Source organism: Rosettibacter primus (genome assembly GCF_036860675.1).
GTDB classification, from domain to species: domain Bacteria; phylum Bacteroidota; class Ignavibacteria; order Ignavibacteriales; family Melioribacteraceae; genus Rosettibacter; species Rosettibacter primus.
Window position 1 is genome coordinate 180902 of record NZ_JAYKGK010000006.1, and the last position, 26666, is coordinate 207567.

25 protein-coding genes and 2 tRNA genes are annotated in these 26666 nt (G+C 30.8%); 9 read left to right on the plus strand and 18 right to left on the minus strand.

The features are described from left to right. Nucleotides 1-14: 14 nt before the first annotated feature. From VJY32_RS09590 to VJY32_RS09615, 6 genes are all read right to left on the minus strand, one after another. Nucleotides 15-1304, minus strand: coding sequence for a TRM11 family SAM-dependent methyltransferase (locus VJY32_RS09590; protein WP_353677689.1), 1290 nt, complete (start codon nt 1302-1304; stop codon nt 15-17). Between the two features lie 41 nt (nt 1305-1345). Further along, nucleotides 1346-1840 (minus strand): NADH-quinone oxidoreductase subunit NuoI, encoded by a 495-nt coding sequence (nuoI, locus tag VJY32_RS09595; protein WP_353677690.1) that lies wholly within the window; start codon nt 1838-1840, stop codon nt 1346-1348. Between the two features lie 36 nt (nt 1841-1876). After that, on the minus strand, nt 1877-2908 hold the full coding sequence (nuoH, locus tag VJY32_RS09600; RefSeq protein WP_353677691.1) for an NADH-quinone oxidoreductase subunit NuoH: 1032 nt from the start codon (nt 2906-2908) through the stop codon (nt 1877-1879). A gap of 301 nt (nt 2909-3209) precedes the next feature. Further along, a complete protein-coding gene (locus tag VJY32_RS09605; RefSeq protein ID WP_353677692.1) occupies nt 3210-4901 on the minus strand; it encodes an NADH-quinone oxidoreductase subunit G in 1692 nt (563 codons plus the stop codon). 13 nt (nt 4902-4914) lie between these two features. Continuing rightward, a complete protein-coding gene (locus tag VJY32_RS09610; protein ID WP_353677693.1) occupies nt 4915-6171 on the minus strand; it encodes a M16 family metallopeptidase in 1257 nt (418 codons plus the stop codon). Between the two features lie 59 nt (nt 6172-6230). After that, nucleotides 6231-6920: an NUDIX hydrolase gene (locus tag VJY32_RS09615; RefSeq protein ID WP_353677694.1), complete on the minus strand. Its 690-nt coding sequence runs from the start codon at nt 6918-6920 to the stop codon at nt 6231-6233. Nucleotides 6921-7060: 140 nt separating this feature from the next. Between VJY32_RS09615 and VJY32_RS09620 the strand changes: the two genes are divergently transcribed. After that, nucleotides 7061-8542: a xylulokinase gene (locus VJY32_RS09620; RefSeq protein WP_353677695.1), complete on the plus strand. Its 1482-nt coding sequence runs from the start codon at nt 7061-7063 to the stop codon at nt 8540-8542. Nucleotides 8543-8568: 26 nt separating this feature from the next. Continuing rightward, complete coding sequence (gene xylA, locus VJY32_RS09625; RefSeq protein WP_353677696.1) at nt 8569-9897, plus strand: xylose isomerase; 1329 nt, start codon at nt 8569-8571, stop codon at nt 9895-9897. A 74-nt stretch (nt 9898-9971) separates the two neighbouring features. Here the strand turns inward: xylA and VJY32_RS09630 are convergent, their stop codons facing one another. The 5 genes from VJY32_RS09630 to VJY32_RS09650 all read right to left on the minus strand — a co-directional run bounded on the left by VJY32_RS09630 (nt 9972) and on the right by VJY32_RS09650 (nt 16256). After that, a complete protein-coding gene (locus VJY32_RS09630; RefSeq protein WP_353677697.1) occupies nt 9972-11183 on the minus strand; it encodes an aminotransferase class I/II-fold pyridoxal phosphate-dependent enzyme in 1212 nt (403 codons plus the stop codon). A gap of 210 nt (nt 11184-11393) precedes the next feature. Continuing rightward, nucleotides 11394-12755 carry an NADP-specific glutamate dehydrogenase gene (gdhA, locus tag VJY32_RS09635; protein ID WP_353677698.1) on the minus strand — a complete coding sequence of 454 codons (1362 nt, stop codon included), beginning with the start codon at nt 12753-12755 and terminating at the stop codon, nt 11394-11396. Between the two features lie 167 nt (nt 12756-12922). Continuing rightward, nucleotides 12923-13696, minus strand: a complete 774-nt coding sequence (locus VJY32_RS09640) for an MlaE family ABC transporter permease (protein ID WP_353677699.1) — start codon at nt 13694-13696, stop codon at nt 12923-12925. Nucleotides 13697-13720: 24 nt separating this feature from the next. Beyond that, nucleotides 13721-15409 (minus strand): cation:proton antiporter domain-containing protein, encoded by a 1689-nt coding sequence (locus VJY32_RS09645; RefSeq protein ID WP_353677700.1) that lies wholly within the window; start codon nt 15407-15409, stop codon nt 13721-13723. 10 nt (nt 15410-15419) lie between these two features. Further along, nucleotides 15420-16256 carry a universal stress protein gene (locus VJY32_RS09650; protein WP_353677701.1) on the minus strand — a complete coding sequence of 279 codons (837 nt, stop codon included), beginning with the start codon at nt 16254-16256 and terminating at the stop codon, nt 15420-15422. A 166-nt stretch (nt 16257-16422) separates the two neighbouring features. On the opposite strand from VJY32_RS09650, the gene VJY32_RS09655 reads away from it, so the two are divergent. The 5 genes from VJY32_RS09655 (at nt 16423) to VJY32_RS09675 (ending at nt 20001) form a co-directional block, all read left to right on the plus strand. After that, nucleotides 16423-17493, plus strand: coding sequence for a branched-chain amino acid aminotransferase (locus tag VJY32_RS09655; RefSeq protein ID WP_353677702.1), 1071 nt, complete (start codon nt 16423-16425; stop codon nt 17491-17493). A 15-nt stretch (nt 17494-17508) separates the two neighbouring features. After that, entirely contained in the window at nt 17509-18603 is a 1095-nt protein-coding gene (locus VJY32_RS09660) for an alkaline phosphatase (RefSeq protein WP_353677703.1), read from the plus strand. 74 nt (nt 18604-18677) lie between these two features. Beyond that, nucleotides 18678-19307: a transcriptional repressor LexA gene (gene lexA, locus VJY32_RS09665; RefSeq protein WP_353677704.1), complete on the plus strand. Its 630-nt coding sequence runs from the start codon at nt 18678-18680 to the stop codon at nt 19305-19307. Nucleotides 19308-19323: 16 nt separating this feature from the next. Then, the gene (locus VJY32_RS09670; protein WP_353677705.1) at nt 19324-19572 is read left to right on the plus strand and encodes a hypothetical protein; all 249 of its coding nucleotides are present in this window, start codon (nt 19324-19326) and stop codon (nt 19570-19572) included. A gap of 21 nt (nt 19573-19593) precedes the next feature. Beyond that, nucleotides 19594-20001 (plus strand): hypothetical protein, encoded by a 408-nt coding sequence (locus VJY32_RS09675; protein ID WP_353677706.1) that lies wholly within the window; start codon nt 19594-19596, stop codon nt 19999-20001. Nucleotides 20002-20144: 143 nt separating this feature from the next. On the opposite strand, the gene VJY32_RS09680 is transcribed toward VJY32_RS09675, so the two are convergent. The 7 genes from VJY32_RS09680 to eno all read right to left on the minus strand — a co-directional run bounded on the left by VJY32_RS09680 (nt 20145) and on the right by eno (nt 26283). After that, on the minus strand, nt 20145-20768 hold the full coding sequence (locus tag VJY32_RS09680) for a hypothetical protein (protein ID WP_353677707.1): 624 nt from the start codon (nt 20766-20768) through the stop codon (nt 20145-20147). Nucleotides 20769-20799: 31 nt separating this feature from the next. Beyond that, complete coding sequence (locus tag VJY32_RS09685) at nt 20800-21429, minus strand: hypothetical protein (RefSeq protein WP_353677708.1); 630 nt, start codon at nt 21427-21429, stop codon at nt 20800-20802. A 104-nt stretch (nt 21430-21533) separates the two neighbouring features. Next, a complete protein-coding gene (locus VJY32_RS09690; RefSeq protein WP_353677709.1) occupies nt 21534-21851 on the minus strand; it encodes a hypothetical protein in 318 nt (105 codons plus the stop codon). 12 nt (nt 21852-21863) lie between these two features. Next, nucleotides 21864-22148 carry a hypothetical protein gene (locus tag VJY32_RS09695; RefSeq protein WP_353677710.1) on the minus strand — a complete coding sequence of 95 codons (285 nt, stop codon included), beginning with the start codon at nt 22146-22148 and terminating at the stop codon, nt 21864-21866. 222 nt (nt 22149-22370) lie between these two features. After that, nucleotides 22371-23936 carry an NAD(P)/FAD-dependent oxidoreductase gene (locus VJY32_RS09700; RefSeq protein WP_353677711.1) on the minus strand — a complete coding sequence of 522 codons (1566 nt, stop codon included), beginning with the start codon at nt 23934-23936 and terminating at the stop codon, nt 22371-22373. 164 nt (nt 23937-24100) lie between these two features. Then, nucleotides 24101-24892 carry an SDR family oxidoreductase gene (locus VJY32_RS09705; protein WP_353677712.1) on the minus strand — a complete coding sequence of 264 codons (792 nt, stop codon included), beginning with the start codon at nt 24890-24892 and terminating at the stop codon, nt 24101-24103. 92 nt (nt 24893-24984) lie between these two features. After that, complete coding sequence (gene eno / locus VJY32_RS09710) at nt 24985-26283, minus strand: phosphopyruvate hydratase (RefSeq protein ID WP_353677713.1); 1299 nt, start codon at nt 26281-26283, stop codon at nt 24985-24987. 177 nt (nt 26284-26460) lie between these two features. On the opposite strand from eno, the gene VJY32_RS09715 reads away from it, so the two are divergent. Beyond that, nucleotides 26461-26535: transfer RNA gene (locus VJY32_RS09715), tRNA-Arg, on the plus strand. A gap of 39 nt (nt 26536-26574) precedes the next feature. Then, nucleotides 26575-26639: transfer RNA gene (locus VJY32_RS09720), tRNA-Leu, on the plus strand. Nucleotides 26640-26666 lie beyond the last annotated feature (27 nt).

The following is a 26666-nucleotide window of genomic DNA, read 5'->3' on the forward strand; positions in this document are numbered from 1 at the left end:
TCTATATATTCTATTTATTCGAACTTTTTAAAAATCAATATATTTTCTTTTTTCATTACATTATATAAACCAAATATCAACTTTAAAATATTTTTTTCTAGTTTAAAACCAATCTTAGTCATATAGTCTATTGTGAATTCAACGGTTTTTATTTCTTGTCCCTGATATGTAGCATTTCCTATAACAATTACTGCATATTTATTAGGTTTAAGTATTCTGTACATTTCATCATAAGACTTTTTCATATCCTCATTATATAATTCCACTCTATTTTTACTATTTCCTCTAACACCAATAAATTCATTTCGCATTCTCAAAATATCATACCCTAAATCCTTTAGTGAATGTTCATCGTTTTGTACATAATCGAGTGCAATAGAGTAAGGCGGTGATGTAATAATTCCATCAATTGAATTTTCTGGCAAATTTATATTCCTTGAATCACCTCTTTTTATTTCAACATCACCTAAAGTTAAATTCAAAATTTTATAAAGATCTCTATAATCCTTTACAGATTCTATCATTAAATTAAGATTCTTAATAAATGATTGTTCAAATTCCCTTCCTCTTCTAGCATTATCACTAACTGCTAACAACCTTGCCAGTTTATAAAAGTCTCTAACATCTTCGTTTGGAATTTTATCTATCACATTATAAAAATCTTCTTCGTAATTAAACAAGTTTGTCCTGAGTTTTGATAAAATGATTTCTTTAGATTCTATAATTTCATCTAATACATAAAGTGCTTTTGTTTTAACTTTACCTTGTAAAACACATAAAGGGGAAATATCAATGCCTATGAAATTAATACCCAAAAGTTGTGCCTCAAGTGCAGTTGTTCCACTCCCAGAAAATGGATCACAAACATATTCACCTTCTTTTAATCTAATTATATTTAATAATGCTCTTATCATTTGTGGATGAAACTTACCTTTATAAGGATATATCCAATGAGTTAAATATTGATTCACTGAACGTGTTTGGTTTTTTTGTATAATGTGAAAATAATCTGTGTATTCGCCAAAAACAGTTTTAAAGTATGACCCTCTTTTTTTAATAAGTCTAATAATATCATCTGATTTGTTCAAAATCCTAAATTCTCTTAAGCCATTAGTAATTTCATATTCAACCCCCAATGCTTCTAATTCTAATTCTGCTAAAGATAATTCATAAATAAATTGCACATTGTCCAACAAAACTAAATCTTTTTTTTCTAAATCATCTTCAATTTGATAAGCCCAAAATTGAGTCTCTGCTCTTTCTAACATTGTTTCGCCTTTGCTTTTAATTTTATTGATTTCCATCAATTTCTACCCTAATTCACTTTTAATAAATATTCATAGATTTATTTAAATCTCCTCAAGAACTCAATTCTATCTCTAAGTTTTTCAACGGGGACAAGCAATTTATCTTTCCCAAATATTGCATCTTCTCGATTTGTAAAAACTAATTCATAATCTTTGCTCATTACAATTGCTTCTTCTGGACAAACTTCTTCGCAGAATCCACAAAAGATGCATCTTAACATATTTATCTCAAATTTCTCTGGATATCTTTCTTTTTCTAATTCTGTTTCTGCAGGCTGAACTTCAATTGCTAAAGCAGGACATACTCTCGAACACAATCCACATGCAACACACCTTTCTACTCCATTTTCTTCTAATACTAATACAGGTCTTCCACGATATGATGCAGGCGGTTCAAATTTTACTTCTGGATATTCCATAGTAAATTTGGGACGAAACATGTTTTTCAATGTCAATATCATCCCTTTAATAATTTCTACTATATAAATTCTCTCAAAAAAATTTAAATCCTTTTTCCTTTTCTTGACTGCCATATTAATCCTTTCTCCTTTAAAGAAGAATTTCTAAAACTATAATTTGAAAATCATAATTAATAATGCAACCCATACAATATTAATTAGTGATAATGGAAACATAACTTTCCATCCTAAATTCATCAACTGGTCATATCGAAATCTCGGTATACTCCATCTTACCCAGATAAATACAAAAAGCATGAATGCTACTTTAAATAAAAATGCTCCTATTTGTAAAATTGTTGTTAAACTTGAGCTCAACCCTAATTTATCAATATAAGGAATTTGCCAGCCGCCAAGATAAAGAGTAACAATTAAACAGCTTGCAATTATCATATTAGCATATTCTGCTAAGAAAAATCCAGCAAACTTGAAAGAACTGTATTCCGTATGATAACCTCCAACAAGTTCAGGTTCGGCTTCTGGTAAATCAAATGGAAGACGGTTTGTTTCTGCAAATGCAGATACTACAAAAGTAATAAATCCAATTGGTTGAAGAATTGCATTCCACATCCAGCCATGCTGTGCATTTACAATATCAATTGGTCTTAATGATTCTGAAAACAACAATACTCCTGCTATTGAAAAGCCCATTGATACTTCATAAGAAATCATTTGAGCAGAGGAACGAATTCCTCCAAGCAAAGAATATTTACTGCCTGATGACCATCCTGCAAGTGTAATCCCATAAACTCCAAGTGATGTTAATGCAAGAACGTAAAGAATTCCAATATTTACATCAGCTGTAACTAATTTAATTTCATAACCAAATAAATTTATTGTTGGACCAATTGGTATTACTGCATAAGTAGCAAATGCAACAAAAAGTGAAATTGCAGGAGCCAATGTATGCAGAGTTCTATTTGCAGCTTGAGGAACAATATCTTCTTTTAGTAATAATTTGAAAACATCTGCAAATGGTTGAAGAAGACCTTTGTAACCAACTCGATTTGGACCTATGCGATTTTGTGCCCATGCACTAATTTTTCTTTCAAAGTACACCATATATGCTACGGACAATAATAAAGTTGTAAGTGCAATTATAATCTTGATTATTGTTATGATTATAATTTCCCAGATATTCATTTAAAGGCACTCCAATATTTAATAGAAAATTTAGTCTTAGTATTAGACTTTCTTTTTCGCTCAATTTAGCTTTGGCGTAGACTATTTATTTCACTGTCATTCAGAGCCTGCCAAAGTGAACGAAGAATTTAAAATCATTCTAATCTTTCAAAGAAATTCTCCAATTTAAGAATGAGTATAAGTTGCTAAGCAAAATTTTTTTTCATTAAATGCAGTAAAAATATTTCTTTTTACAATAAGCGATATAAATCCTGCATTACAATTTTTATCTTGCACACTAATAAATTCAAATAAATTTTCTTCATTTAGATATTTCAATTATCTCACTTTTTAACTGAACTCCCATCTCACCAATTTTATCGTAATCCAAATCTTTAAAAGCTTCAATCGAATTTGCAAGATCTTCAAAAACTTCTTCAGCCATTTCATATTTAATTTTGAAACCGAGTTTAGCAGCAATGAGTGCTAAAATTTTCCAGCTTGGTTTTGCATCAAATTTGTGACCCTGCATCCATCTGTCGAATGGTGTGCCAAATTTATCCCATCGGCTCATGCTCATTCCATCAAGTGCTCTGTCTAATTCAACCGTAGCAACTGCAGGCTTAATTCTTTGAACTCTTCCCAGAAAATTTACAAATGTTCCATGCTTTTCCGCATAAGTTGCAGCAGGAAAAACAATATGAGCAATCTCTGTAGCTTTATTTTTATTAGTAGCATGAACGATTAATAACTCAAGTTTTTTTAGAATTGATTCAACTTCGCTGTCTGATTCATTATTCGCAAATATTACATCAACATCATCTTCCATTAAATAAAGTGCTTTGATTTTTCTTTCTTTTATTTCATTAATAATTTCTTCTTTATAAAATTTATCAAGTGGAATTAAACCAATTAATTCTGCCCCAAGTGAATTTGGTGTTTTATCTTCTCGAATTAAGATATCATCCTGGTCACCTTGTTTGATATGTTTTGCAAAATACATTTTTGTAATTCCAAAAGCTTTTGCAAATTTTTTCAAAACAAAATTATCTTCGCATGTTGCATATGGGGAACCTATAAAACAAATTTCGTTTGATTTGAATTTCTTTAACTCATTGGCTGCTTGGTTTAATGCTTCGTCCCATGAAACTTTTTGCAAATTTTGATTTTTGCGAATAAATGTTCCATCAATTCTTGTTTCAGAGTTTACATGTTTAAAAGTATTTAATCTTCCATTGTCACACATCCAGTAGCTATTAACTTCTTCGTTGTGACGAGGAGTTAATCTCAAGATTTGATTATTACGAACCCAGATTTCGATATTGCACCCGCGTGCACAGCCAATACATATAGAATTAGTTTTAGACATTTCCCACACACGGGTTTTAAATCTAAAATCTTGATTTGTTAATGCACCAACTGGACAAATATCTGTAGTATTCAAAGTATAAGGATTATCAAAAGATTCGCCGGGGAAAGTTGTGATTGTAACTCTATCACCTCTTTTAATAAATGTAAGTTGATGTGATTTAGCAATTTCATCTGTAAATCTTATACATCTCGAACAAGAAATGCACCGTTCAGCATCAAATTTTATGTAAGGTCCAAGTTGAACTCGTTTTTCTTTTCGAATTTTCATTTCTTCAAAACGGCTTTCTCCTTTTCCGTGTGCATAAGCATATTCCTGAAGTTTGCATTCACCAGCTTCGTCACAAATTGGACAATCGAGAGGATGATTGATTAATAGAAATTCCATAACAGCATTTCTTGCTTCGAGTGCTCTCGGTGATTTTGTATGAACAACCATTCCTTCGGAAGCTAATGTAGCACACGAGATAACAAGTTTGGGCATTTGTTCAACTTCAACCAGACAAACTCTGCAATTACCAGATACAGATAATTTAGGATGCCAGCAAAAATGAGGAATATCAATTTTTGCATCTCTTGCTGCTTCGATTATTGTTTGTCCAGGTTTAAATTCTATTTCTTGACCATCTACAATTATTTTTGGCATAATTTACCTTTCGTTATGCTGCTTTTTCTAATAATAAATTTTTTGGACTTAATATTACTCTTGTCAATGAATCATTATCAAATAATTCATTGGACAATTCTAAAATTTCTTCTCGAGTTACTGATTTTATTTTTTTAATTGTTTCTTCAACTGATTTAATTTTACCAAAATAAATTACTGATTGTGCAATTCTATGCATTCTGTTTGTTGTGCTTTCAAGACTCATCAAAATATTCCCGATTAAATATTCTTTTGCTCTGTCGAGTTCTTTTGTATCAACTTTTTTTTGTTTTAATTTTTTTATTTCATCAAAGATTAGATTTTGTGCTTTAAAAATTGATTTAGCATTTGTCGAAAGATAAACTCCAAAAGTCGAAACATCAAAAAAAGAGTTTAAGAAAGTATTTATTTGATAAGCAATTCCATTTTCTTCTCTTAATTTTTGAAATAATCTCGAACTGCTTCCTTCGCCTAAAATTTGAGAAAGTACTGCAACAGACATTCTTTTTTTATCTTTGAAACCATAAGTAGGTCTTCCGATAATAAAATGAATCTGTTGAGTTTCCTTTTCTACATGAAGGTCGTGTGTTTGCTGCAAAATCAAATTTCTTTTTTTGTTGTTTGTTTGCTTAAAATCTTTTTTTATATACTTCTCAGTAAACTTAATCAGTTTGTTGTGGTCAACATTTCCAGATGCAACAATATAAAATCTATCAAGCGTGTAATTATCATTTACATATTCAAATAAATCTTTTTGTTTGAATGAACGTAAATTTTTTTCTGTGCCAATTATTGGCATACCAAGAGAATTACCATTAAATACATTGCTTTCAAATTTGTCGAAAATTAGTTCTTCTGGAGAATCTTCAATATCATAAAGTTCATCGATAACCACTTTTGATTCTTTTTGAATTTCTTTAGGATCAAAAGTGGAATTTTGAATCATATCTGCCAGTACTTCAAAAGTTTGTTCGATATGTTCGCTCAAACCGCGGCCATAGTAGCATGTGTGTTCTTTTGAAGTAAATGCATTAAGGTAACCACCGAGTGATTCTATATCTTCTGCAATTTTTTTAGCAGACCTTTTTCTGGTTCCCTTGAAAAACATGTGTTCGAGAAAATGACTTATGCCATTATTTTCCGGTAGTTCATCTCTTGAACCTACATTGAACCAGAATCCAAGCGAGAAAGATTTTACATAATTTATTTTCTCGGAAACTATTGTGATGCCGTTTGATAATCTCGTTATGTTCAAAGAAGATTTTGCCACTAATTATCTTAAAAGTTTAGAACAAATATAGATAAAGCAACAAAGCTTTTCAAAAACAATTACAGTTCAAAAATAAAACCCTTCTCTTTTAATCTTTCATAATTTCTTTTGTCAAATTTATAAAGAAAGGCTGGGCGTCTTTTACCATTTGTGCTTGTTTTTTTAAATCTTATTAAAAGATTCATATTCATCAGTTTTTTTCTGAAATTTCTTTTATCGAGTTTCTTCCCCAAAATTACTTCATACAATGTTTGAAGTTGTGGAAGTGTAAATTTTTCAGGCAATAATTCAAATCCAATCGGACGATATCTAATTCTTGTCCTTAGTTTTTCCAGAGCAACTTTTACGATTTCATTATGGTCAAAAGGCAATTTTGGAATTTCTGATAATTTGAACCATTTTACTTCGGAAGTATCAACCCCGGAAGATAATTTATAATGTTCGGGTTTAACAAGAGCAAAATGGCCAATTGTGAAAACTCTTCTTAAAGGATATCTGTCAATTGCATCAAATATAGTAATTTCTTCAAGGTAAATATTTTTAATTCCTGTTGTCTCCTCAAGAATTCTTTGTGCAGCTTCTTTAACTAATTCATTCTTCTTAATAAATCCACCCGGGAGTGCCCATTTGCCTTTTTCGGGATTGATAGCTCGCTTAACCAGTAGAACTTCCAGGGATGAATTTTCAAATCCAAAAATCACACAATCAATAGAAATATTTTTTATAACATCTTTAAGAATGTGAGACATTATTTTATTCCTGATTAATTTATTCTTTCAGCCTCAAATTTAAAAAATAATTTATCCATAACCTTAAAATATTTTTAGTGACTTTTTATTTCTTTAAGTGTATTTTATACACATAATTTTCAGAATAATAGGAGGTAAAATTGTATTCCATTGGATATGACATTGGAAGCTCATCAATTAAATGTTCAATCCTGGATATTGAAAAAGGCAAAGCTATAATTCAAGGTTATTATCCTGAACAGGAAATGCAAATCAATTCGCCCAAACCCGGCTGGGCAGAGCAGAATCCAGAAACATGGTGGGAGTATGTTAAAATATTAACCAGGCAATTAATTCAAAAAGCAAATATTGATGCACAACTGATAAAATCTATTGGCATTTCTTATCAAATGCACGGTTTGGTTGTAGTTGATAAAAATAAAAATGTGTTGAGACCATCAATAATCTGGTGTGACAGCCGAGCAGTTGAAATTGGAAATAATGCTTTTCAAAAAATTGGAGAAGATTATTGCTTAAATAATTTATTGAATTCACCGGGTAATTTTACGGCTTCAAAATTAAGATGGATTAAAGAAAATGAACCTGATATTTACAAAAAAATTTATAAAATAATGCTTCCCGGTGATTTCATTGCAATGAAATTAACTGATGAAATAAACACTACGGTTTCAGGTTTATCAGAAGGAATTTTCTGGGATTTTAAATCAAATTCTATCTCAAAGGAAATTCTTAAATACTATGAAATAGACGAATCACTGCTACCTGATGTAGTTCCAACTTTTTCAGTTCAAGGGAAATTAACTAAATCAGCTGCTGAAGAATTAGGTCTAAAAGAAGGAGTAGTTGTTTCTTATCGTGCAGGTGATCAGCCAAATAATGCATTTTCACTTAATGTGCTCAACCCTGGTGAAATTGCCGCAACAGCAGGCACATCCGGAGTTGTTTATGCTGTAATTGACAAATTAAATTACGACAAAAAATCACGAGTGAATCAGTTCGCTCATGTAAATCATTCTTCTGAACAAACTCGAATTGGTGTTTTGCTTTGTATTAATGGAACAGGAATTCTTAATTCTTTTATTAGAAAAAATATGGCTCCCGAACTTTCCTACAACGAAATGAATAATCTTGCAGAAAAAATTGATATTGGGTGTGATGGATTAACAATTCTGCCTTTCGGCAATGGTGCAGAAAGAATGTTTGAAAACAAAAACATATGGAGCCATTTCCTTAATGTCGATTTTAATCGTCATACAAAAGCTCATTTCTTCCGAGCAGTTCAGGAAGGAATCGCATTCTCATTCAAATATGGAATTGAAATAATAAATGAAATGGGTTTGAATATAAACATAATTCGAGCAGGTAATTCTAATTTATTTTTAAGTCCAATATTTAGAGAAACATTAGCAAATTTAACACAGGCAACTATTGAACTATATGATACTGATGGTGCTCAGGGTGCTGCTCGAGGAGCTGCTTATGGTGCAAATTATTATAAATCTTTCGAAGAAGCATTCAGAAATTTAGAAAAGATTAAAGTTATTAATCACAAAGTAGAATTAATTGAAAAAACCATGAATGCATACAATAACTGGAATGAACAATTAAAAAAATTTCTATAAATCATTAACAAAAAAAGGTGAACAATATGGGAGTACTAATCGGTAACAAAGAATATTTCAAAGGAATCAACAAAATTCAATATGAAGGAAAAGATTCCAAAAATCCATTAGCTTTTAAGTGGTATGACGAAAATCGAATTGTTTTCGGAAAAACCATGAAAGAATACTTCAGATTTTCTGCTGCATACTGGCATAGCTTCTGTTCAGAATTATCTGACCCATTTGGAAGAGGTACAAAAAAACTTCCCTGGAATGAGGAAAAAGATCCCATATCAAGAGGCAAAGCAAAAATGGATGCAGCTTTCGAATTTATCACAAAATTAGGATTACCATTTTATTGCTTCCACGATTTCGATTTAGTTGAAGAAGGAGATACAATCGAAGAATCTGATAAAAGGCTTCAGATAATGATTGACTATGCAAAAGAAAAACAAAAAGCTTCTGGCGTTAAATTACTCTGGGGTACTGCAAATTTATTTTCACATCCTCGTTACATGAACGGTGCTGCAACTAACCCAGATTTTCAGGTAGTTACATATGCTGCCACACAAGTCAAAAGAGCAATTGATGCTACAATAGAACTGGGCGGCGAAAATTATGTATTCTGGGGAGGTCGAGAAGGTTACCTAACTCTCCTTAATACAAATATGAAAAGAGAAAAAGAACACATGGCTAAATTCCTTGAATTAGCAAAAGATTATGGACGTAAGCAAGGTTTCAAAGGAACATTTTTAATTGAGCCTAAACCTATGGAACCTTCAAAACATCAATATGATTATGATGTTGAAACAGTAATTGGATTTCTTAGATATTTTGGATTAGATAAAGATTTCAAACTAAATATTGAAGTTAATCATGCTACATTAGCAGGACATACATTCCAGCATGAAATTCAATGTGCAGTTGATGCAGGACTTTTCGGAAGCATTGATGCAAATCGCGGAGATTATCAAAATGGATGGGATACAGACCAGTTCCCAATCAATATTTATGAATTAGTTGAAGCTATGCTTGTAATAGCAGAAGCTGGTGGTTTTGGAACTGGTGGTGTAAACTTCGATGCAAAAGTTAGAAGAAACTCTACAGATATTGAAGATATTTTTATTGCTCACATAGCTGGAATGGATGCATTTGCAAGAGCATTGATTGTAGCAGAAAAAATATTAAACGAATCTGATTACAAAAAAATACGTAAAGAAAGATATGCCTCATTTGACAGCGGTGATGGTGCAAAATTCGAAAAAGGTGAACTAACACTTGAAGATTTAAGAGAACTTGCAATTAAATATGGTGAGCCGAAATTAATTAGTGGTAAGCAGGAATTATTAGAGCAAATGATAAATATGTATATCTAATTTTTCACCTTTTAAACTAAAAAAGGCTTTAGCTTCTTTTAATGCTAAAGCCTTTTTATTATAAATATCCAGCTTTATTTAACATAAACTTCCATATACTTTTCATGAAAAGAAGCAATTAATTTATATGCTTTTTCTAATAAATTTTCTGGTGGTAGAAATACTATACGGAAATGATTAGTACCTGGCACTTGTCCAAAACCACTTCCTGGTACAACAACCACACCTGTTTCTTTTATTAATTCTGTAGTCCAATGAACATCATCGGAAATATTATGAATTCTGGGAAATGCATAAAAAGCTCCTTTCGGTTCAACACAAGATATACCGGGAATTGAATTAAGCATTTCAACTGTTAAATTTCTTCGGCTTGTTAATTTATGAACAGCGACTTCGAGATGCGACTGGTCGCCCAGTAAAGATGGAGCAATTCCAAACTGTTCAGGATGATTTGCACATAATCTTGCTCTTAATAATTTATTAATTGCTTCAATATAGTCTTTAAGAACTGATTTATTTCCGCTTACAATACCCCAGCCAATTCTAAAACCTGGAACCATATAATTTTTTGATAGGCCTCCAAATGTAACCACAGGAACCTCAGAATTTATTGAAGCTATTGAAATGTGTTCTTCTCCATCCATTAAAAGTTTGTCATAAATTTCATCAGAAAAAATTACCAGATTATGTTCAATCGCTAAATCCACAATTTGTTTTAAAGTGTCATATGAATTATTAGCACCAGTAGGATTATTTGGATTAATGATAATAATAGCTTTTGTTTTATCATTTATTTTACTTTTAATGTCATCAATATTTGGTTGCCAGCCATTATTTTCATCGAGGTAATATGGATTTTCGATTAATTGCAGTTTACTTTGAATTGCTGTATAAAGAGGATAACCTGGGGTTGGAGTTAGAATATTTTCTCCTTCATTGACAAGTGCAGTTAAACAAATATCAATAGCCTCGCTTGCACCAGTAGTAATAAAAATATCCTGGATATTTTTAATTCCTTTTCTTTCGGCTTCTTTTTCTATCGCATCGATTGCAGGCTTAATTCCTGAGGACGGGGCATAACCATTAAAATTTTTCAGCATTGCCTTATAAGTTTCTTCAATCAAATGTCTTGGTGGTTCAAAATCAAAGAGATTTGGGTCCCCAATGTTGAGATATAACATTTCTTTGCCAGTCTTTTCTACCTCTTTTGCAATAACTACAATATCTCTTACAGCATATGCAACATTTTCTATTCTTTTAGCAGGTTTAATTATAAAGTTATTCATTATTGCCTCAATAAATATTTAACAAAAATAAATTAGCTGTGTATTGAAATATACGAAGTTATAACAGAAAATATTATATGAAGATAAAATTAAGGAAAGCATAATATTTCAGGGTTGACCAAAAAGTATAACCATCAAGATAAATTTAGTATCATTAACATTGTTTTAATAAACCAATTTTTAATTTTTTGGTCAACCCTAACAAATTTATTAAACAAGTCCTTGATCAATCATTGCATCAGCAACTTTAATAAATCCACCAATATTAGCACCATTAACATAATTTCCAGGAGTTCCATATTTTTCTGCAATATCAACACAGGTTTTATGAATATTTTTCATTATTAATCTTAGACGATTATCTACTTCGTCTCTTGTCCATGAAAATCTCATACTATTTTGAGCCATTTCTAATCCAGAAGTAGCTACTCCACCAGCATTAGCAGCTTTACCCGGTCCATAAAGAATTTTTGCATCGATAAATTGGTCTATTGCTTCTGGTGTAGAAGGCATGTTAGCACCTTCACAAACAAGGTATACACCATTTCTCAATAAATTAGCTGCATCATTACCATTTATTTCATTTTGAGTGGCTGATGGAAAAGCGCAATCTGCTTTATGATTCCATAGTGGATTATAATTAAGATTTGGGTCAAATGGAGTATAAATTGCACTTTTATATTTTTCTGCATATTCTTTAATTCGTCCTCTGCGGTTATTTTTGAGGTCCATAACAAATTGTAACTTTTCAAAATCAATTCCTGCTTCATCATAAATATATCCGTTTGAATCTGAAAGCGTCAAAACTTTTCCACCGAGTTGTAAAATTTTTTCTACTGTATATTGAGCTACGTTGCCACTACCAGAAACCAAACATTTTTTTCCTTCCAGAGTTTGTCCTCTTGTAGCCAGCATTTCGGCAGCAAAGTAAACTGCACCATATCCTGTTGCTTCAGGTCTAATAAGAGAGCCACCCCAGTTTAATCCTTTACCAGTAAGAACTCCGGTAAATTCATTCATTAATTTTTTGTATTGTCCAAATAAGTACCCAATTTCTCTACTGCCTACACCAATATCACCTGCAGGTACATCTGTGTCTGGACCTATGTGTCTAAACAATTCATTCATAAAACTTTGGCAAAAGCGCATAACTTCTGCATCACTTTTACCTTTAGGGTCAAAATCAGAACCACCTTTTGCACCGCCCATTGGTAAAGTTGTAAGACTATTTTTAAAAACCTGTTCGAAAGCTAAAAATTTTAGCAAACCTAAATAAACCGATGGGTGAAATCTTAAACCACCTTTGTAAGGACCAATTGCACTATTCATCTGAACTCTAAATCCTCTGTTAATTTGAATTTCTCCCTGATCATCAACCCAAGGAACTCTAAACATAATCACTCTTTCTGGTTCAATAATTCTTTCAATAATTTTTTCTTTCCTATACTCAGGATGTTTTTCTACAACTAATGATAAAGATGATACAACTTCATAAACTGCTTGATGGAACTCAGGTTCATTTGGATTTTTTGACTTCACTAAATCCATAATATAACTGACAAAGTCCGACATTTTGATACTCCATTATTTAGTTTGATAATTGAATTTAATGAATTAATATCATGTAATATTAAAAATAAGTGCATAATTATGCAATACTATTTATAATTATTCATAAAAATTTTTTATTATTTTAGACATAATATCAATTTATTTTAGTTAATAGATTGTTAGTAAATTTAGAAAATGAGTGTCCAGAGGATATAATCTAAGATTAGAATTAATGCAGAACTTAACACGAAAGAACGGATTGTAGATAATCCAACCCCTTCAGCCCCTCCTTCAGTCTTAAAGCCAATATGACAACCAAGTAAAGAAGTTACAGCACCAAATACCATTCCTTTGAATAAACCAAACATGAAATCAGCAAAAATAAAATATCTTCTTACCGATTCAAAAAATACACTATAAGAAACTCCTAGAAAAAAATTTGAAATAAAATAAGCCCCAATAGTTGCAATCACATTCGCAAATATTACAAGGATTGGCATCATAATAATTGATGCAAAGAATCGAGGTGTTGCTAAAAATCTAACTGGACTAATACCCATAGTTTCAAGTGCATCAATCTGTTCTGTAACTTTCATTGAACCAAGTTCTGCTGCTATTGACGCACCTACTCTTCCGGCAATTACAATCGCAGTAAGAACTGGACCAAGTTCTGTTATAATAGCTCTACTTGTTGCAGCTCCTAAAAATGAAAGTGGCGCTAATCCTTTCAATTGATATGCAGCCTGCCAGGCAGATACAGCGCCAGTAAAAATTGCAATGATAAAAACAAGCGGTAACGAATTTACTCCAATATGTTCCATTTGATATACAAAATTCTTTCTTCCTTTAATTAACGATGGGGCATAAAACAATATTTCTCCAAGTAATTTAAATACCTGTCCACTCTCTTGAAAAAAATATAGTGTAGTCTTTCCTATTTTTTGAAATAAATTTAGTATCATAGATAAATTTTCATTTTAACAAAACTAATAAAGTTGTTTGATTTTAGAAATTACTTCATCTGCATCTTCACAATTAATTAATTCTTCTATAAAATTTTTGTTACTGAATTTTGCGGCTATTTCAGAAAGTAATTCAAGCTGCATTTCAGGTTTATTTTCCGGTGTAATTAAAAGTATTATTAATCTGGCTGGTAAATTATCAATAGAATCAAAATCAATACCTCTTTTATGAATTGCAAGAGCTGCAAGAGGAGCTTGAATATTCATTCTTGCATGAGGAACTGCTAAATGACTTTCTAAGCCGGTTGAAATTTGATTTTCGCGTTCGATAACACGACTAATTAATTTTTCACAGTTAATTTTGTTATTAATTTGGCAAATATGCCGGCAAAGTTGTTTTATCAATTCTTCCTTTTTGTCTACATCAGTAAATATTATGTTTTGAGGTTTTAATAAATCTGACAATTTCAATAACATTTTACTTCTCTTAATAAAAATGCTCATTAAAGGTGCACTTGTAAGAGTTGTAATAAGTGCCATAATTATCAATGCGACATAAACTTTTTCACTAATCAATCCTGATTCATATGCAACCATTCCCAAAACAATCTCTATTGTACCATGAGCATTCAATCCAAATGCTACTGTTAAAGATTCATATTTATTAAATCCTGATAGAAATGCTCCTGAATAAGTTCCAATTATCTTTCCAATAAGAGATAATGATAAGAATATACAGACAAGCACAAAATCAAAGTTTTGAATAAAATTAATTTTCAACCCAATCGAAACAAAAAATAATGGAGCAAAAATATTTGTAACTAACTGATTAATCATTTCTTTAATATTTTCAGTAATGTATACTGAATCACCTATTGCAATACCAATGATAAATGCACCAAAAATTGCATGGATACCAATAAATTCTGTAAATGCAGCACCTAAAAATCCAAGTATAAAAATTATATTCAGTATTGCCCCTGGACTTGAAAGGTATTTTTTTGAAAAACTTATTGTCTTATCAATAAATTTTTTCAAAAACAAAAATACAAATAGAGTAAATGCAACAAGAATTACAATTACTTCATATACTTCAAAATTATTTGCTTGATTTTTGCCGAGAACCCCCAATAACACTGAAAAGATTAACCAGCCTGACAAATCAATTAGCATTGCAGATGTAATAATAGAAAATCCAATTTCTGTCTTAAAAATATTTAATTCCATTAATGTTCTTGCAACAACAGGTAAAGCAGTAACTGATAGAGTTGTCCCTATAAACAAAGAATAAACAATATGTAAATTTGAATTGGCCAATCCTAATCGAGAAGGGAAAAAATATGCAGTTAAAAATCCCAACATAAATGGGCATAAAATTCCTAATAGACTTATTAAAAAAGATTTTCGTCCCTGTTTAATCATAACTGATATATCAATTTCAATTCCTGTGACTATTAAAAGCATGATAATTCCAAGAATTGAAATTCCATGAAGAGCAATTGCAACAGAATCATACTGATTAAAAATTTTATCATAAATTTCAGGGAAAAGAGAGCCGAAAATTGTAGGACCTATAACAATTCCAGCAATTATTTCTCCAATTACAATTGGTTGTTTAATTAATCGTAATAATTCACCCAAGCCTCTTGCGAAAAAAAGAATTATACTTATGCTGATTAGAAAAATTGTAATTTCAGTGGATGATAAGTTCATAAATAATTTTTCAGGAACGAATTATTAATAATGAACAAGGGAGTTGATTCAAAATAAATTCAATATCATGCTGAAAAATTTTGTCGAACAATTTTAATTTTCTTTGAGGCATAGCTAGAACAAGTAAGTCACTTTTTGAATTAACTGCATATTGCTTAAGTTCCCAGCCCTGCTTTCCATACAAACATACTCTTTTAATATCTAATTCTGTTAGACCTAACTCATCTGAAAAGATTTTTAATTTTTCTTCTTCTTCTTTTTGAACCTCCAATCTTGTTTTTTCAGCTTTGTCTGTTTCTCCCCCATCATAAATTGTAATTGCAAGTCCCGGAATTTGAAATTCTCTTACAAGAACGAATTCTTTTGCGTTTTCTAATTTTGCAAATTCATATGCTTTTTTTACTGCAATCTCATTAAGTTGTGAGTAATCTACATTTACACAAAATCTTTGAAATGAATCTGTGATATTCCCTGGATTTACAATTACTAATAATGAACAAGGTGTTTCATGCATTAATTTTCTTGCAACTGAACCGATGTAATATTTCAATAAACTTTCTTTTTCCAAAGCCCCGGAAATTAATAAGTCAATTTTCTTTTCTTCACATACACTTGAAATAATTTTTGAAGCTTCACCTTCTTTGATAATTATATTATAAGAATTATCTGGAATATCAACCTCATTAATTACTTTGGTAATTTTTTCAAGAACTCCTTTTGATTCTTCTCCAGCATGAATAACAAATAATTCTGATTGAAACAATTTTTGAAGTCGGTGTGCAATTTTTAATAGTGCCAATGCATTCGGTGAAAAAGTAAATGCTAAGCCTAATTTGTTAAATAACATTTTACTTCACACTTTTTATTTTTCAAATTAAACAAAACTTTTCTTATTGCCAATTACTAATTATTTTCATATATATTGCAAAGAAGAGAAACAATAATTATTTAATTTCTTTTTTAACAAATAAAAAATAACACTAAAAGAAAAATCAACAAAAGATGGTGATAAAATGGAAGACATTATTATTGAAAAAGTTGAACGAAAGTCAAAAATAGAACTGCCTGATAATTTAGTGTTTGGTAAAATTTTTACAGACCATGTATTTGAAATGGATTATGATGCATCAAAAGGAGGCTGGCAAAAACCTACAATAAAAAAATTTGAAAACCTTAGTATAAGTCCAGCTGCAATGGTTTTTCATTATGGTCAGGCAATTTTTGAAGGATTAAAAGCTTATAAGCAAGTAGATGGCAGAATTGCATTATTTAGACCTGAAAAAAATGTAGAAAGATTAAATCGTTCTGCAAAACGTTTATGTATTCCTGAAGTTAATCCTGATTTAGCACTCAAAGCAATTATAGAGCTGATTAAAGTAGATAAAGATTGGATACCATCAAAACCTGGTTTCTCACTTTATATAAGACCATTTATTATTGCTACAGAACCATGTTTTGGTGTTCGTCCAGCGGATAATTATAAGTTTATGATTATTCTTAGTCCTGTAGGTCCTTATTATCCTGAAGGATTTTTACCGGTTCCAATTATGGTAACAGATAAATATGTTCGAGCAGTCAAAAAAGGCACTGGAGATTGTAAAGCTGCAGGGAATTATGCTGCAGGTCTTTTAGCTCAAGCAGAAGCAAAAAAAGAGGGTTATTCTCAAATTTTATGGCTTGATGCTATTGAACAAAAATATATTGAAGAAGTTGGTGCAATGAATATTTTCGTTCGTTTTAAAAATGAAGTTGCAACCCCAATGCTCAGCGGTTCTATTTTACCAGGAATTACTAGGATGTCTGTTATTCAATTATTGAAAGATTGGGGCTACAATGTTTCCGAAAGATTAATTTCAATCCAAGAAATTATTGATGCTTATGATAAAGGTGAATTAATCGAAATATTTGGAACTGGCACTGCTGCTGTAATTTCTTCTGTAAGTAGATTGAAATATAATGACAAAGTTTTGCAATTCAGCGATACAACTTCAGGTGAGTTGGCTACAAAATTATATGAAGAACTAACTGGTATTCAATATGGACGAATAGAAGACCGTTACGGCTGGATTACTTTTGTTGAATAAATAATTCTCTTTCTTATGATAAAAAAATTCTTTTTTGTGTTGATGGTCGTGGTTGTATTTACTGCGACCATTTTCCCTCAATATAAATCTAAACCTAAAAATATTATACTTTTAATTGGAGATGGTTTCGGTCTATCACAAGTATCTGCTTCAGTCCTTTCATTAAAAAACGATCAATTTAAAAAATTCCATTCAATTGGTTTAGTTAACACTTGTTCAGCAGATAATCTTATAACCGATTCCGCTGCAGGTGCGACTGCTTATGCAACTGGTTATCAAACTAAAAATGGAAGAATCAGTATTGACGTGAATGGAGACAAACTTGAAACAATAATTGAAATTGCTCAGAAGAAAAAAATGTCAACTGGCATAATTGCTACTTCATCAGTTACAAATGCCACCCCAGCAGCTTTTATTTCTCATTCTGTAAAACGACAATATGAATTTGATATAGCAGAACAAATTGTCAAAAGCAAAATTGATATTTTATTTGGTGCGGGTACGGATTTTTTTCTCCCTAAAGAACTTGGAGGAAAAAGAGAAGATTCAAAAAATCTGATTGATACGATGAAAATTCTTGGTTATGATTATATCACAGAACCTGATGAACTTAATTCAAAAAAATTATCAAAGAAAACTTTTGGGCTTTTTGGAGGTTATTCTTTACCTCATGCAGATAAAAGAAATTATCCCTTAGGATTACTCACAAAAGCAGCAATAAATTATTTAAGTAACGACAAAGATGGATTCTTTTTAATGATAGAAGGTTCACAAATAGATTGGGCAGCTGAACAAAATGACAGCGATTATCTTTTTGCAGAAATTTCAGATTTTAATTCTGCTATTGAAGAGGCATTTCGATTTGCAGAAAAAGATAAAAATACATTAGTAATAGTAACATCAGACCACGATACTGGAAGTGCTGGCATTACTAATTTTGATAAAGAAAAAAATCAGTTAATCTTAAACTGGGCTACAAAACATCATACGGCAAATTTTGTAGGAATTTTTTCATACGGACCTTCCTCAAATTTATTTAATGGTTTTCTTAATAATTATGAAATCGGAAGGAAAATTATTAACCTCATAAATCCCTTAAAAAAATTTTAAAATTATCACAAATTTTTCTTGACACCTGAACATTTGTTCACTATATTTGCGCAGTGAACAAATGAGCACTAAAAATGGGAAAAGAAAATATTACAACCCGTCAAAAAGAAATTCTTGATTTTATTAAAGATTATGTTGATTTAAATGGTTACCCTCCAACATATCGTGAAATTGGAAGACAATTCAATATATCTAGCACATTCGGCGTCAAACGACATATTGATGCTTTAGTTAAAAAAGGATATTTAACAAACGAAAACCGTTCAAGTCGTACTTTATCTTTAATTATTAACAACTCTCCCATCAAAGAAAATAATATAATCGAAATTCCTATTGTTGGACGTGTTGCTGCTGGTGTTCCTATTTTTTCTGAAGAAAATATTGAAGGGAATCTTGCACTGGATAAAAATTTAATTGGGAATAGAACAGAATGCTTTGGCTTAAAAGTTAGAGGAGATAGCATGATTAATGCAGGAATTCTTGAAGGCGACCTTGTTATTATTCAACCTCAAAGAGAAGCACAAAATGGAGATATAATTGTTGCTCTCATAGGTGATGAAGCTACAATGAAACGATTAATTATAGATGATGGAAAAATTTATCTAGTTCCTGAAAATGAAAATTATGAACCCATCATAATTGAAAATCAAGAAGAATTTACGATAATAGGTAAAGTAGTTGGTGTATTCAGAAGTTATACTTAATAAAAGGAGTTTATATATGAAAAGTTTAATTTTCAAATCAGCTATCATTAATAGAAACAGAATTAAATTTTTATACGGATTAAAAGAAGTAATTGTAGAACCTTACTACATCACAAAAAATAAAAGAGGAAAAAAAGTTTTATATGGTAAAGTAAGTGGCACAAATCAAATTAAGTGCTTTGAGTATGAAAAAATTTCTAATATCAAAACATTGAACTACGAAAGATTTTCACCGATTATTCCAATAATTCCATTATACAGTTAATTTATTTATTTATTAGAAAAAATGATAAAGAGCCAGATAAAAAAAATAAGAGTGGAAAAATTAGTCGACCATCTTTTGAGTCGAGGATATACTACCTTAAGCAGAAAATATAGCAAATATTTACCTCCTCCTCAGCCAATTTATGGTTTTGATGTTGATGTTGTTGCAAAATATGATGAACCAAAATTCAACCATTTTAGATATGAAAGAAAAGTTGCTATAGGAATTACCTTATCAGAAGAGGATTTAAATAATCCAAAACTATTAGATAAACTAATTCAACTTACAAAAGTTCATACAAAATATAACAGAAAAGTAACAGTATTTGTGGGAGTGCCAAGCAATCAAATAATTAAAGCAGATATGCTAATTGCAGCTCTCGATGAAGAAGTTAAAAACAAAATTAAACTAATTCCCCTCTCTGAATAAATCTTTCCAATAAGTATTTATATTTAATTAACAAAATTACTCGGTATTGTTTTTTATTATCAAAGTATTTTTCTTTTACCAATAAAATGAATCATAACGAAAGAATTGCAAAAAAATTTTTATGAAAATTATGTTATATTTTTTTATAACCCAAAGATAAAATTGCCACTTAATGTATAATAAGTTTTTGGATTATCAACAGTATAGAACAATGTATTCAATTTCATCTCAATTGATAAACCCAAATTTGAGCTCATCATATTCTTAATTCCCACCCCTATTCCTGCACCAAATAAACTTTTACTCATATATTTTTTTGATGCCTGATCCGCATAGAATGAAATTACTTTTTTATTTTCTTCATCAAGCATAATTACATTTTTATAACCATAATATTTTAGATAATTATAACCAAGTTCTGAATTAAGATATATATGAAATGCATTAATTGATTTTAAATTCCAATTAACACCAAAATAAAAAGGATATAAAACATGGTCACTTTCAGAATATGAAGAATAGGGTTTACCATATCCTGTTGCTATAGAAATTATATTCTTGTCCCACAATAAAATTCCAGTATGAAAATAAAGAGAACGCTTTTCTGATAATTTATAATTTAATTGAATGTTACCGGATAAACCTCTATCAGCATTGTTAGGAATAAGCAACCCGCCGCCAACTTGAACCGAGTATAGTGATTGTCCTAAGTAATTAATATGGGAAATGAAAATTAAAGAAAAAATTATGATTAATAACTTTTTCATTTTAGCCCCGAGTTAAATTAAAAAATATTTATTATAGAAAGCTTCCGATGCTAAATTGAACTGAATTAAATTTTGCTTGAAAATAATCATTTTTTACTACTTTTAAAAGAAAATCATTGAAACGAAATTCAAAAAATAATTTACCATTCAAGATATTTTTAGGTTGTAATCCTAAACCAAAACCATATCCAAATAAATATTTTTCTACATAATTGTTGAGAATTAACTGGTCTCTATTTTTTAACATATAGTTGAAAGAAAATGATATAATTCCAAACAAACAAAGATTATCATTTTCATATTTGGGCTGGAAAGCTAAATTCAAAGAAATAAAATCATAAGCGTGATCAATAACTACAAATTCTCCAGTTCCATCAGGATTTTCTGAGTTAGTTACTGGAATTTTATCTTCTGCTCCTTCCTGACGATAACCAAGCTCGGCTTCTAAACGATAATATTTTGAATTAAAAAAATAAGCAAAGACACTATAAGAACCACTGAAACGAGAATCTTTATATAAGTTCCAATAATAATTGTTAACTTTTACATCCGCAGCTTTTGAGGAAATAAGCCCAATTTTAATTCCATAGTTTGACATGATTTGGGAGTAAGAAAAAATAGGAAGAAATAACAATAAAAAGAATGAAGATTTTTTAGCCATTTTCATATCCAGTTTAGTATTTGATATAAAATTTATTCAATATTCTGAGCACAGTTGTGCAATTGTTTTTAGAATATCAAACTGTGCTCATTTTTTAAAATTAATTATGCTGGAACTGGACGTAAATTAATAGTTATAGTAGCTGCATTTTTAATTTCTGGTTTTGCCTCTTCTGCACCTTTTTTCTTGGAAATAAGAGCCTGTTGTTGAACACTCATAAAACGAACAACTGGTTTATTCTCAACAATTTTAAATTCTGCCTGAAAAGAAATTGAAACATCGGAAGCAATAAATGCCAATGGTTCTTTTGACCTTTTTGCATTTTCTGAAATTGTATTATTAGCCTTTGCAAAAGAATTAGAAAGAGTTTCAACAACTTTTTCAAGTCCAATAAAATTTTCTTCTTCTTTTTTAACTGCCATATTACCTCACATTTATCCCTCTAATGTTACAACGGGAACTATTGTGCAACTAATTTCAAGTCCCCAATGACTTTTGTAATCCACTGTAATTTTTTCTTTAATGCTTAAGCGCCAGATATTAAGTGACACATTTGTTTCGCTCTGAACAGAAAAATCTGCTGAGATATTTACTTTGAAAGTAAATTCTTTAATTGCCATTGGGTCTGCACCAGTGCTCATAATTGCCTGAGCAGCTCGTGCGGATGCTGCCATAGAAACTATATATACGCTAAGTTCAACTGGATTTGCTACTGCCATTACTCGCCTCCTTCTTTTAATTTTTTATTGTTGCATAAACTATTAAATGCAACATAATGACAAATATTTTTTGAAAAGAGGATTATGATATTAATTAAATTTTATTAACCCTCATATATAATAATATTTGCAATTCTGAAATGAACTTAATTAATATTAAACTACTTATCAAGTAAATTATAAAATTCATTCTTTAAGAAGTATGGAATAGAATAACATTTATTAACTATAAATGTTTTCAATAAACTTCACACACGCTTCTGCAGTTTTTTCACCATCAATTGCTGATGAAACAATTCCACCAGCATAACCGGCGCCTTCACCGCATGGAAATAATCCTTCTATTTCAATATGCATAAGAGATTCTGAATTGCGGGGAATTCTAATTGGCGAGCTTGTTCGAGTTTCTGCAGCTAATAATTGTGCTTCTTCAGTTATATATCCTTTCATTTTTTTATCAAATATCTTCAGTGCTTTTCTAATTCCATTGACTATATTAAGAGGAAGAATTTCATGTAAAGGAGCACTTTTTACTCCAGGGATGTAAGATGTTGAAGGCAATGTCGAAGATAATTTTTTATTTATAAAATCTGTAACTCTTTGAGCGGGAGCTCTTTGAGTTCTTCCTCCAAATTCAAATGCAGTCCTTTCAATTTCTTTCTGAAATTCTAAACCAGCGAAAACTCCAAATGATTTATATTCCTCCCAATCTCTTTCATCAACAGAGACTACCAACCCAGAATTAGCAAATGGAGAATCACGTCTTGATACACTCATACCATTTAAAACAAGTTCTTCTGGTGATGTAGATGCCGGGATAATTATTCCGCCAGGACACATACAAAAGGAATAAACTCCATGTTCATCAACTTGACATGCTAAATTATAACTTGCTGCAGGTAAATTTGGATGCCTTATTTTTGAATGATATTGAATTTCATCAATCAAGCTTTGAGGATGCTCAATTCGAACTCCAACCGCAAATGGTTTTGATTCTAATTTAATTCCTTTTTGATGAAGTAAATAATAAATATCTCTTGCTGAATGTCCTACTGCAAGTATCACAGCATCACCAATATACTCTACATCATTATTCACAATTACACCAATAATTTTTTTGTTTTCAATTATTAAATCTGTTACTCTTGAGTTGAAATGAACTTCGCCACCACAATTTAAAATTGTCTCTCGTATATTAAAAACAACATGAGGTAACTTATTAGAGCCAATGTGTGGATGTGAATCAATTAAAATTTCTTCCTTTGCACCGTGTTGGACAAGAATTGATAAAATTCTTTTTACATCCCCTCTTTTAGTTGAACGTGTGTAGAGTTTTCCATCACTATAAGTTCCTGCTCCCCCTTCACCAAAACAATAATTTGAATCAGGATTTACAATTCCATGTCTTTGAATTGCTCTTAAATCTCTTCTTCGGCTGCGAACATCTTTACCTCTTTCAAGTATTATTGGTCTTATACCTAACTCAATTAACTTCAATGCTGCAAACATTCCAGCTGGACCAAAACCAACAATAATTACTTTTCTATTATTTTTTACAGTATTAAATTTTATCGGATTAAACAATGCCTGAGGTTCTTCATTCACATATACAATAATCTTTAATTTATAAACAGGATTAATCTTTCTTGCATCAATAGATTTTTTAATAATTTGAACAGAAGTAATTTCTTCTAAATTTACTTTTAAAATTCTGGAAGATTTTTCTCTCAGATATTCGTAATCAAAAATATAATCAGGAGGAATTGTAAGTTCAATTTCTTTTTTCATTTTATAAAATAAAGAAAATCAAGGATTATTTACTGGAATAAATTATCTGGCTATAAAAAATAATAACAACAAATAAACATTACATTCAAAAGTTATTATAAAAATTTTCTAAAATTATCTCTTTGTCATGTCAAATTTCAGAATTAGATTTTTGCTGAATCATTTTAATAAGTTGCTTTAATGATTCCACCATCTACTGCTATGGTAGAACCAGTAATATAGCCAGCTTGTTCAGATGCAAGATATAAAATTAAAGATGCTACTTCGTCGGGGCGTGCTAATCTTTTCATCGGAACTTCATTTGCCATTGAAGCTAAAACTTCTTCATGTGAAATACCACTTTGCTTGGCTTTAACTACAGCTAATTCATAAATTCTGGATGTTAATGTATAGCCTGGAGCGACATTATTAATCGTTATATTATATTTCCCAATTTGATTACTGAGTGTTTTTGCAAATGCTGTTACAGCACTTCTAAGAGAGTTTGATAAAATCAAGTTATCTACTGGTTGTTTAACAGCAAGTGAAGTAACATTAATAATTCTACCCCAGTTTTTTTCTTTCATTCCTGGTAACACAAGTCGAGTAAATCTTACAGCACTCATCAAAATTTGTTTGAATGCAAAATCCCAATCGTCATCATTTAGTTCATCAAAAAATCCTGCACGTGGGCCCCCACAATTATTAACAAGTATATCAATATTCCCGAAAGCTTCAGTCACAATCTTTACTGTGTTTTCGATATCTTCTAATTTGTTTATATCGCATACTACCCATAGTGGTTCTATATTATATAATGATTTCACTTCCTTAACAGTTTTTAATAAATTTTCCTGACTTCTCGAGCAAATTGCAACATTACAACCTTCTTTTATAAATTGTTCTGCAGCAGCTCTTCCAATTCCCATACTTGCTGCTGTTACCAAAACATTTTTCCCTGTTAAATTTAGTTCCATATTGCACCTATTTTTATAAAAGAAGTAAAAATTATAGAGTGATGCAAAAACAAAAAAGCTGTCTCTTCATTCAAATAAGAGACAGCCTGATTTTACATTTCTGGATTATAATTGATTGCAGCCAAACCGGGGAAAATTGCAGTTGTGTCAAGTTCTTCTTCAATTCTCAAAAGTTGATTATATTTTGCAATTCTGTCTGTTCTACTTGCAGAACCTGTTTTTATTTGTCCTACATTAGTTGCAACTGCAATATCAGCAATTGTTGTATCTTCAGTTTCACCAGAACGATGACTAATAACAGAAGTATAACCAGCTCTCTTAGCCATTTCAATAGCTTCAAGAGTTTCGGTTAATGTACCTATCTGATTTACTTTGATAAGAATAGAATTTGCAACCCCTTTTTCTATTCCTTTTGCAAGAAATTCTGTATTTGTAACAAAGAGGTCGTCTCCAACTAACTGAATTTTATCCCCTAATTTATCAGTTAATAATTTCCAGCCATCCCAATCAAATTCTGCCATACCATCTTCAAGAGAAATAATTGGATATTTATTTACCCAGTTTACCCAGAAGTCAACCATTTTTTCTGGTGAGATATAATCTTTTGTTGACTTAAAGAAATAATAAGCTTTCTTATCATCATCCCACATTTCACTAGATGCTGGGTCTAATGCAATATAAATATCTTTTCCTGCTTTATAACCTGCTTTTTCAATTGCTTCGAGAATTACTTCTATTGCTTCTTCATTAGATTTTAAGTTTGGTGCAAACCCTCCTTCATCACCTACAGCAGTATTATATCCTTTTTTATGAAGAACAGATTTCAAACTGTGAAAAGTTTCAACACCCATACGCAGTGCTTCAGAAAAACTTGGAGCTCCTGCAGGCATAACCATGAATTCCTGAAAGTCAACATTATTATCTGCATGTTTACCGCCATTCAAAATATTCATCATTGGGACAGGAAGTGTTCTTGCATTAGTTCCACCAATATAACGATATAAAGGTAAACCAAGAGCTTCGGCAGCAGCTTTAGCACATGCCAACGAAACACCAAGGATTGCATTAGCACCAAGTTCCGATTTATTTGGCGTCCCATCAAGCTCACAAAGTAAATTATCAATAGCTACTTGTTCTGTAGCATCAAAATCAATTATTTCATCGGCTATTCTGTTATTTACATTTTCAACTGCTTTTTTAACACCTTTACCTAAATATCTCGACTTGTCTCCATCTCTTAATTCAACTGCTTCATTTTCTCCGGTAGAGGCACCGCTTGGAACAGCAGCTCTTCCAACTACTCCGCATTCTAATGTTACTTCTACTTCAATTGTGGGATTACCTCTTGAGTCAAGGATTTCTCTTCCCCAAACATCAACTATTGTAGTCATTTCTTAGCTCCTATTATTTTGTGAATTTCAATTACAAAAATAACTAAAAGATTGAAGTAATATCAATTCGAACTCTATTTTATTAAGTAAAATGTAAATAGAATTTTTCTTGGAACAACTTGCTAATCATTTATGAGTGGTAAAATTTTTATATTTGCAAAGTAAAATAAAAATCTTGCCCCCGTAGCTCAGTATGGATAGAGCAGGAGTTTCCTAAACTCTTGGTCGGAGGTTCGAGTCCTCTCGGGGGTACTGATATTTTTTTACTTCAATTCTTCTTTTTTATTTATTAGCTCAGTATGGATAGAGCAGTCCGCCAAACGGCGGATTGGTCGGAGGTTCGAGTCCTCTCGGGGGTACTGATATTTTTTTACTTCAATTCT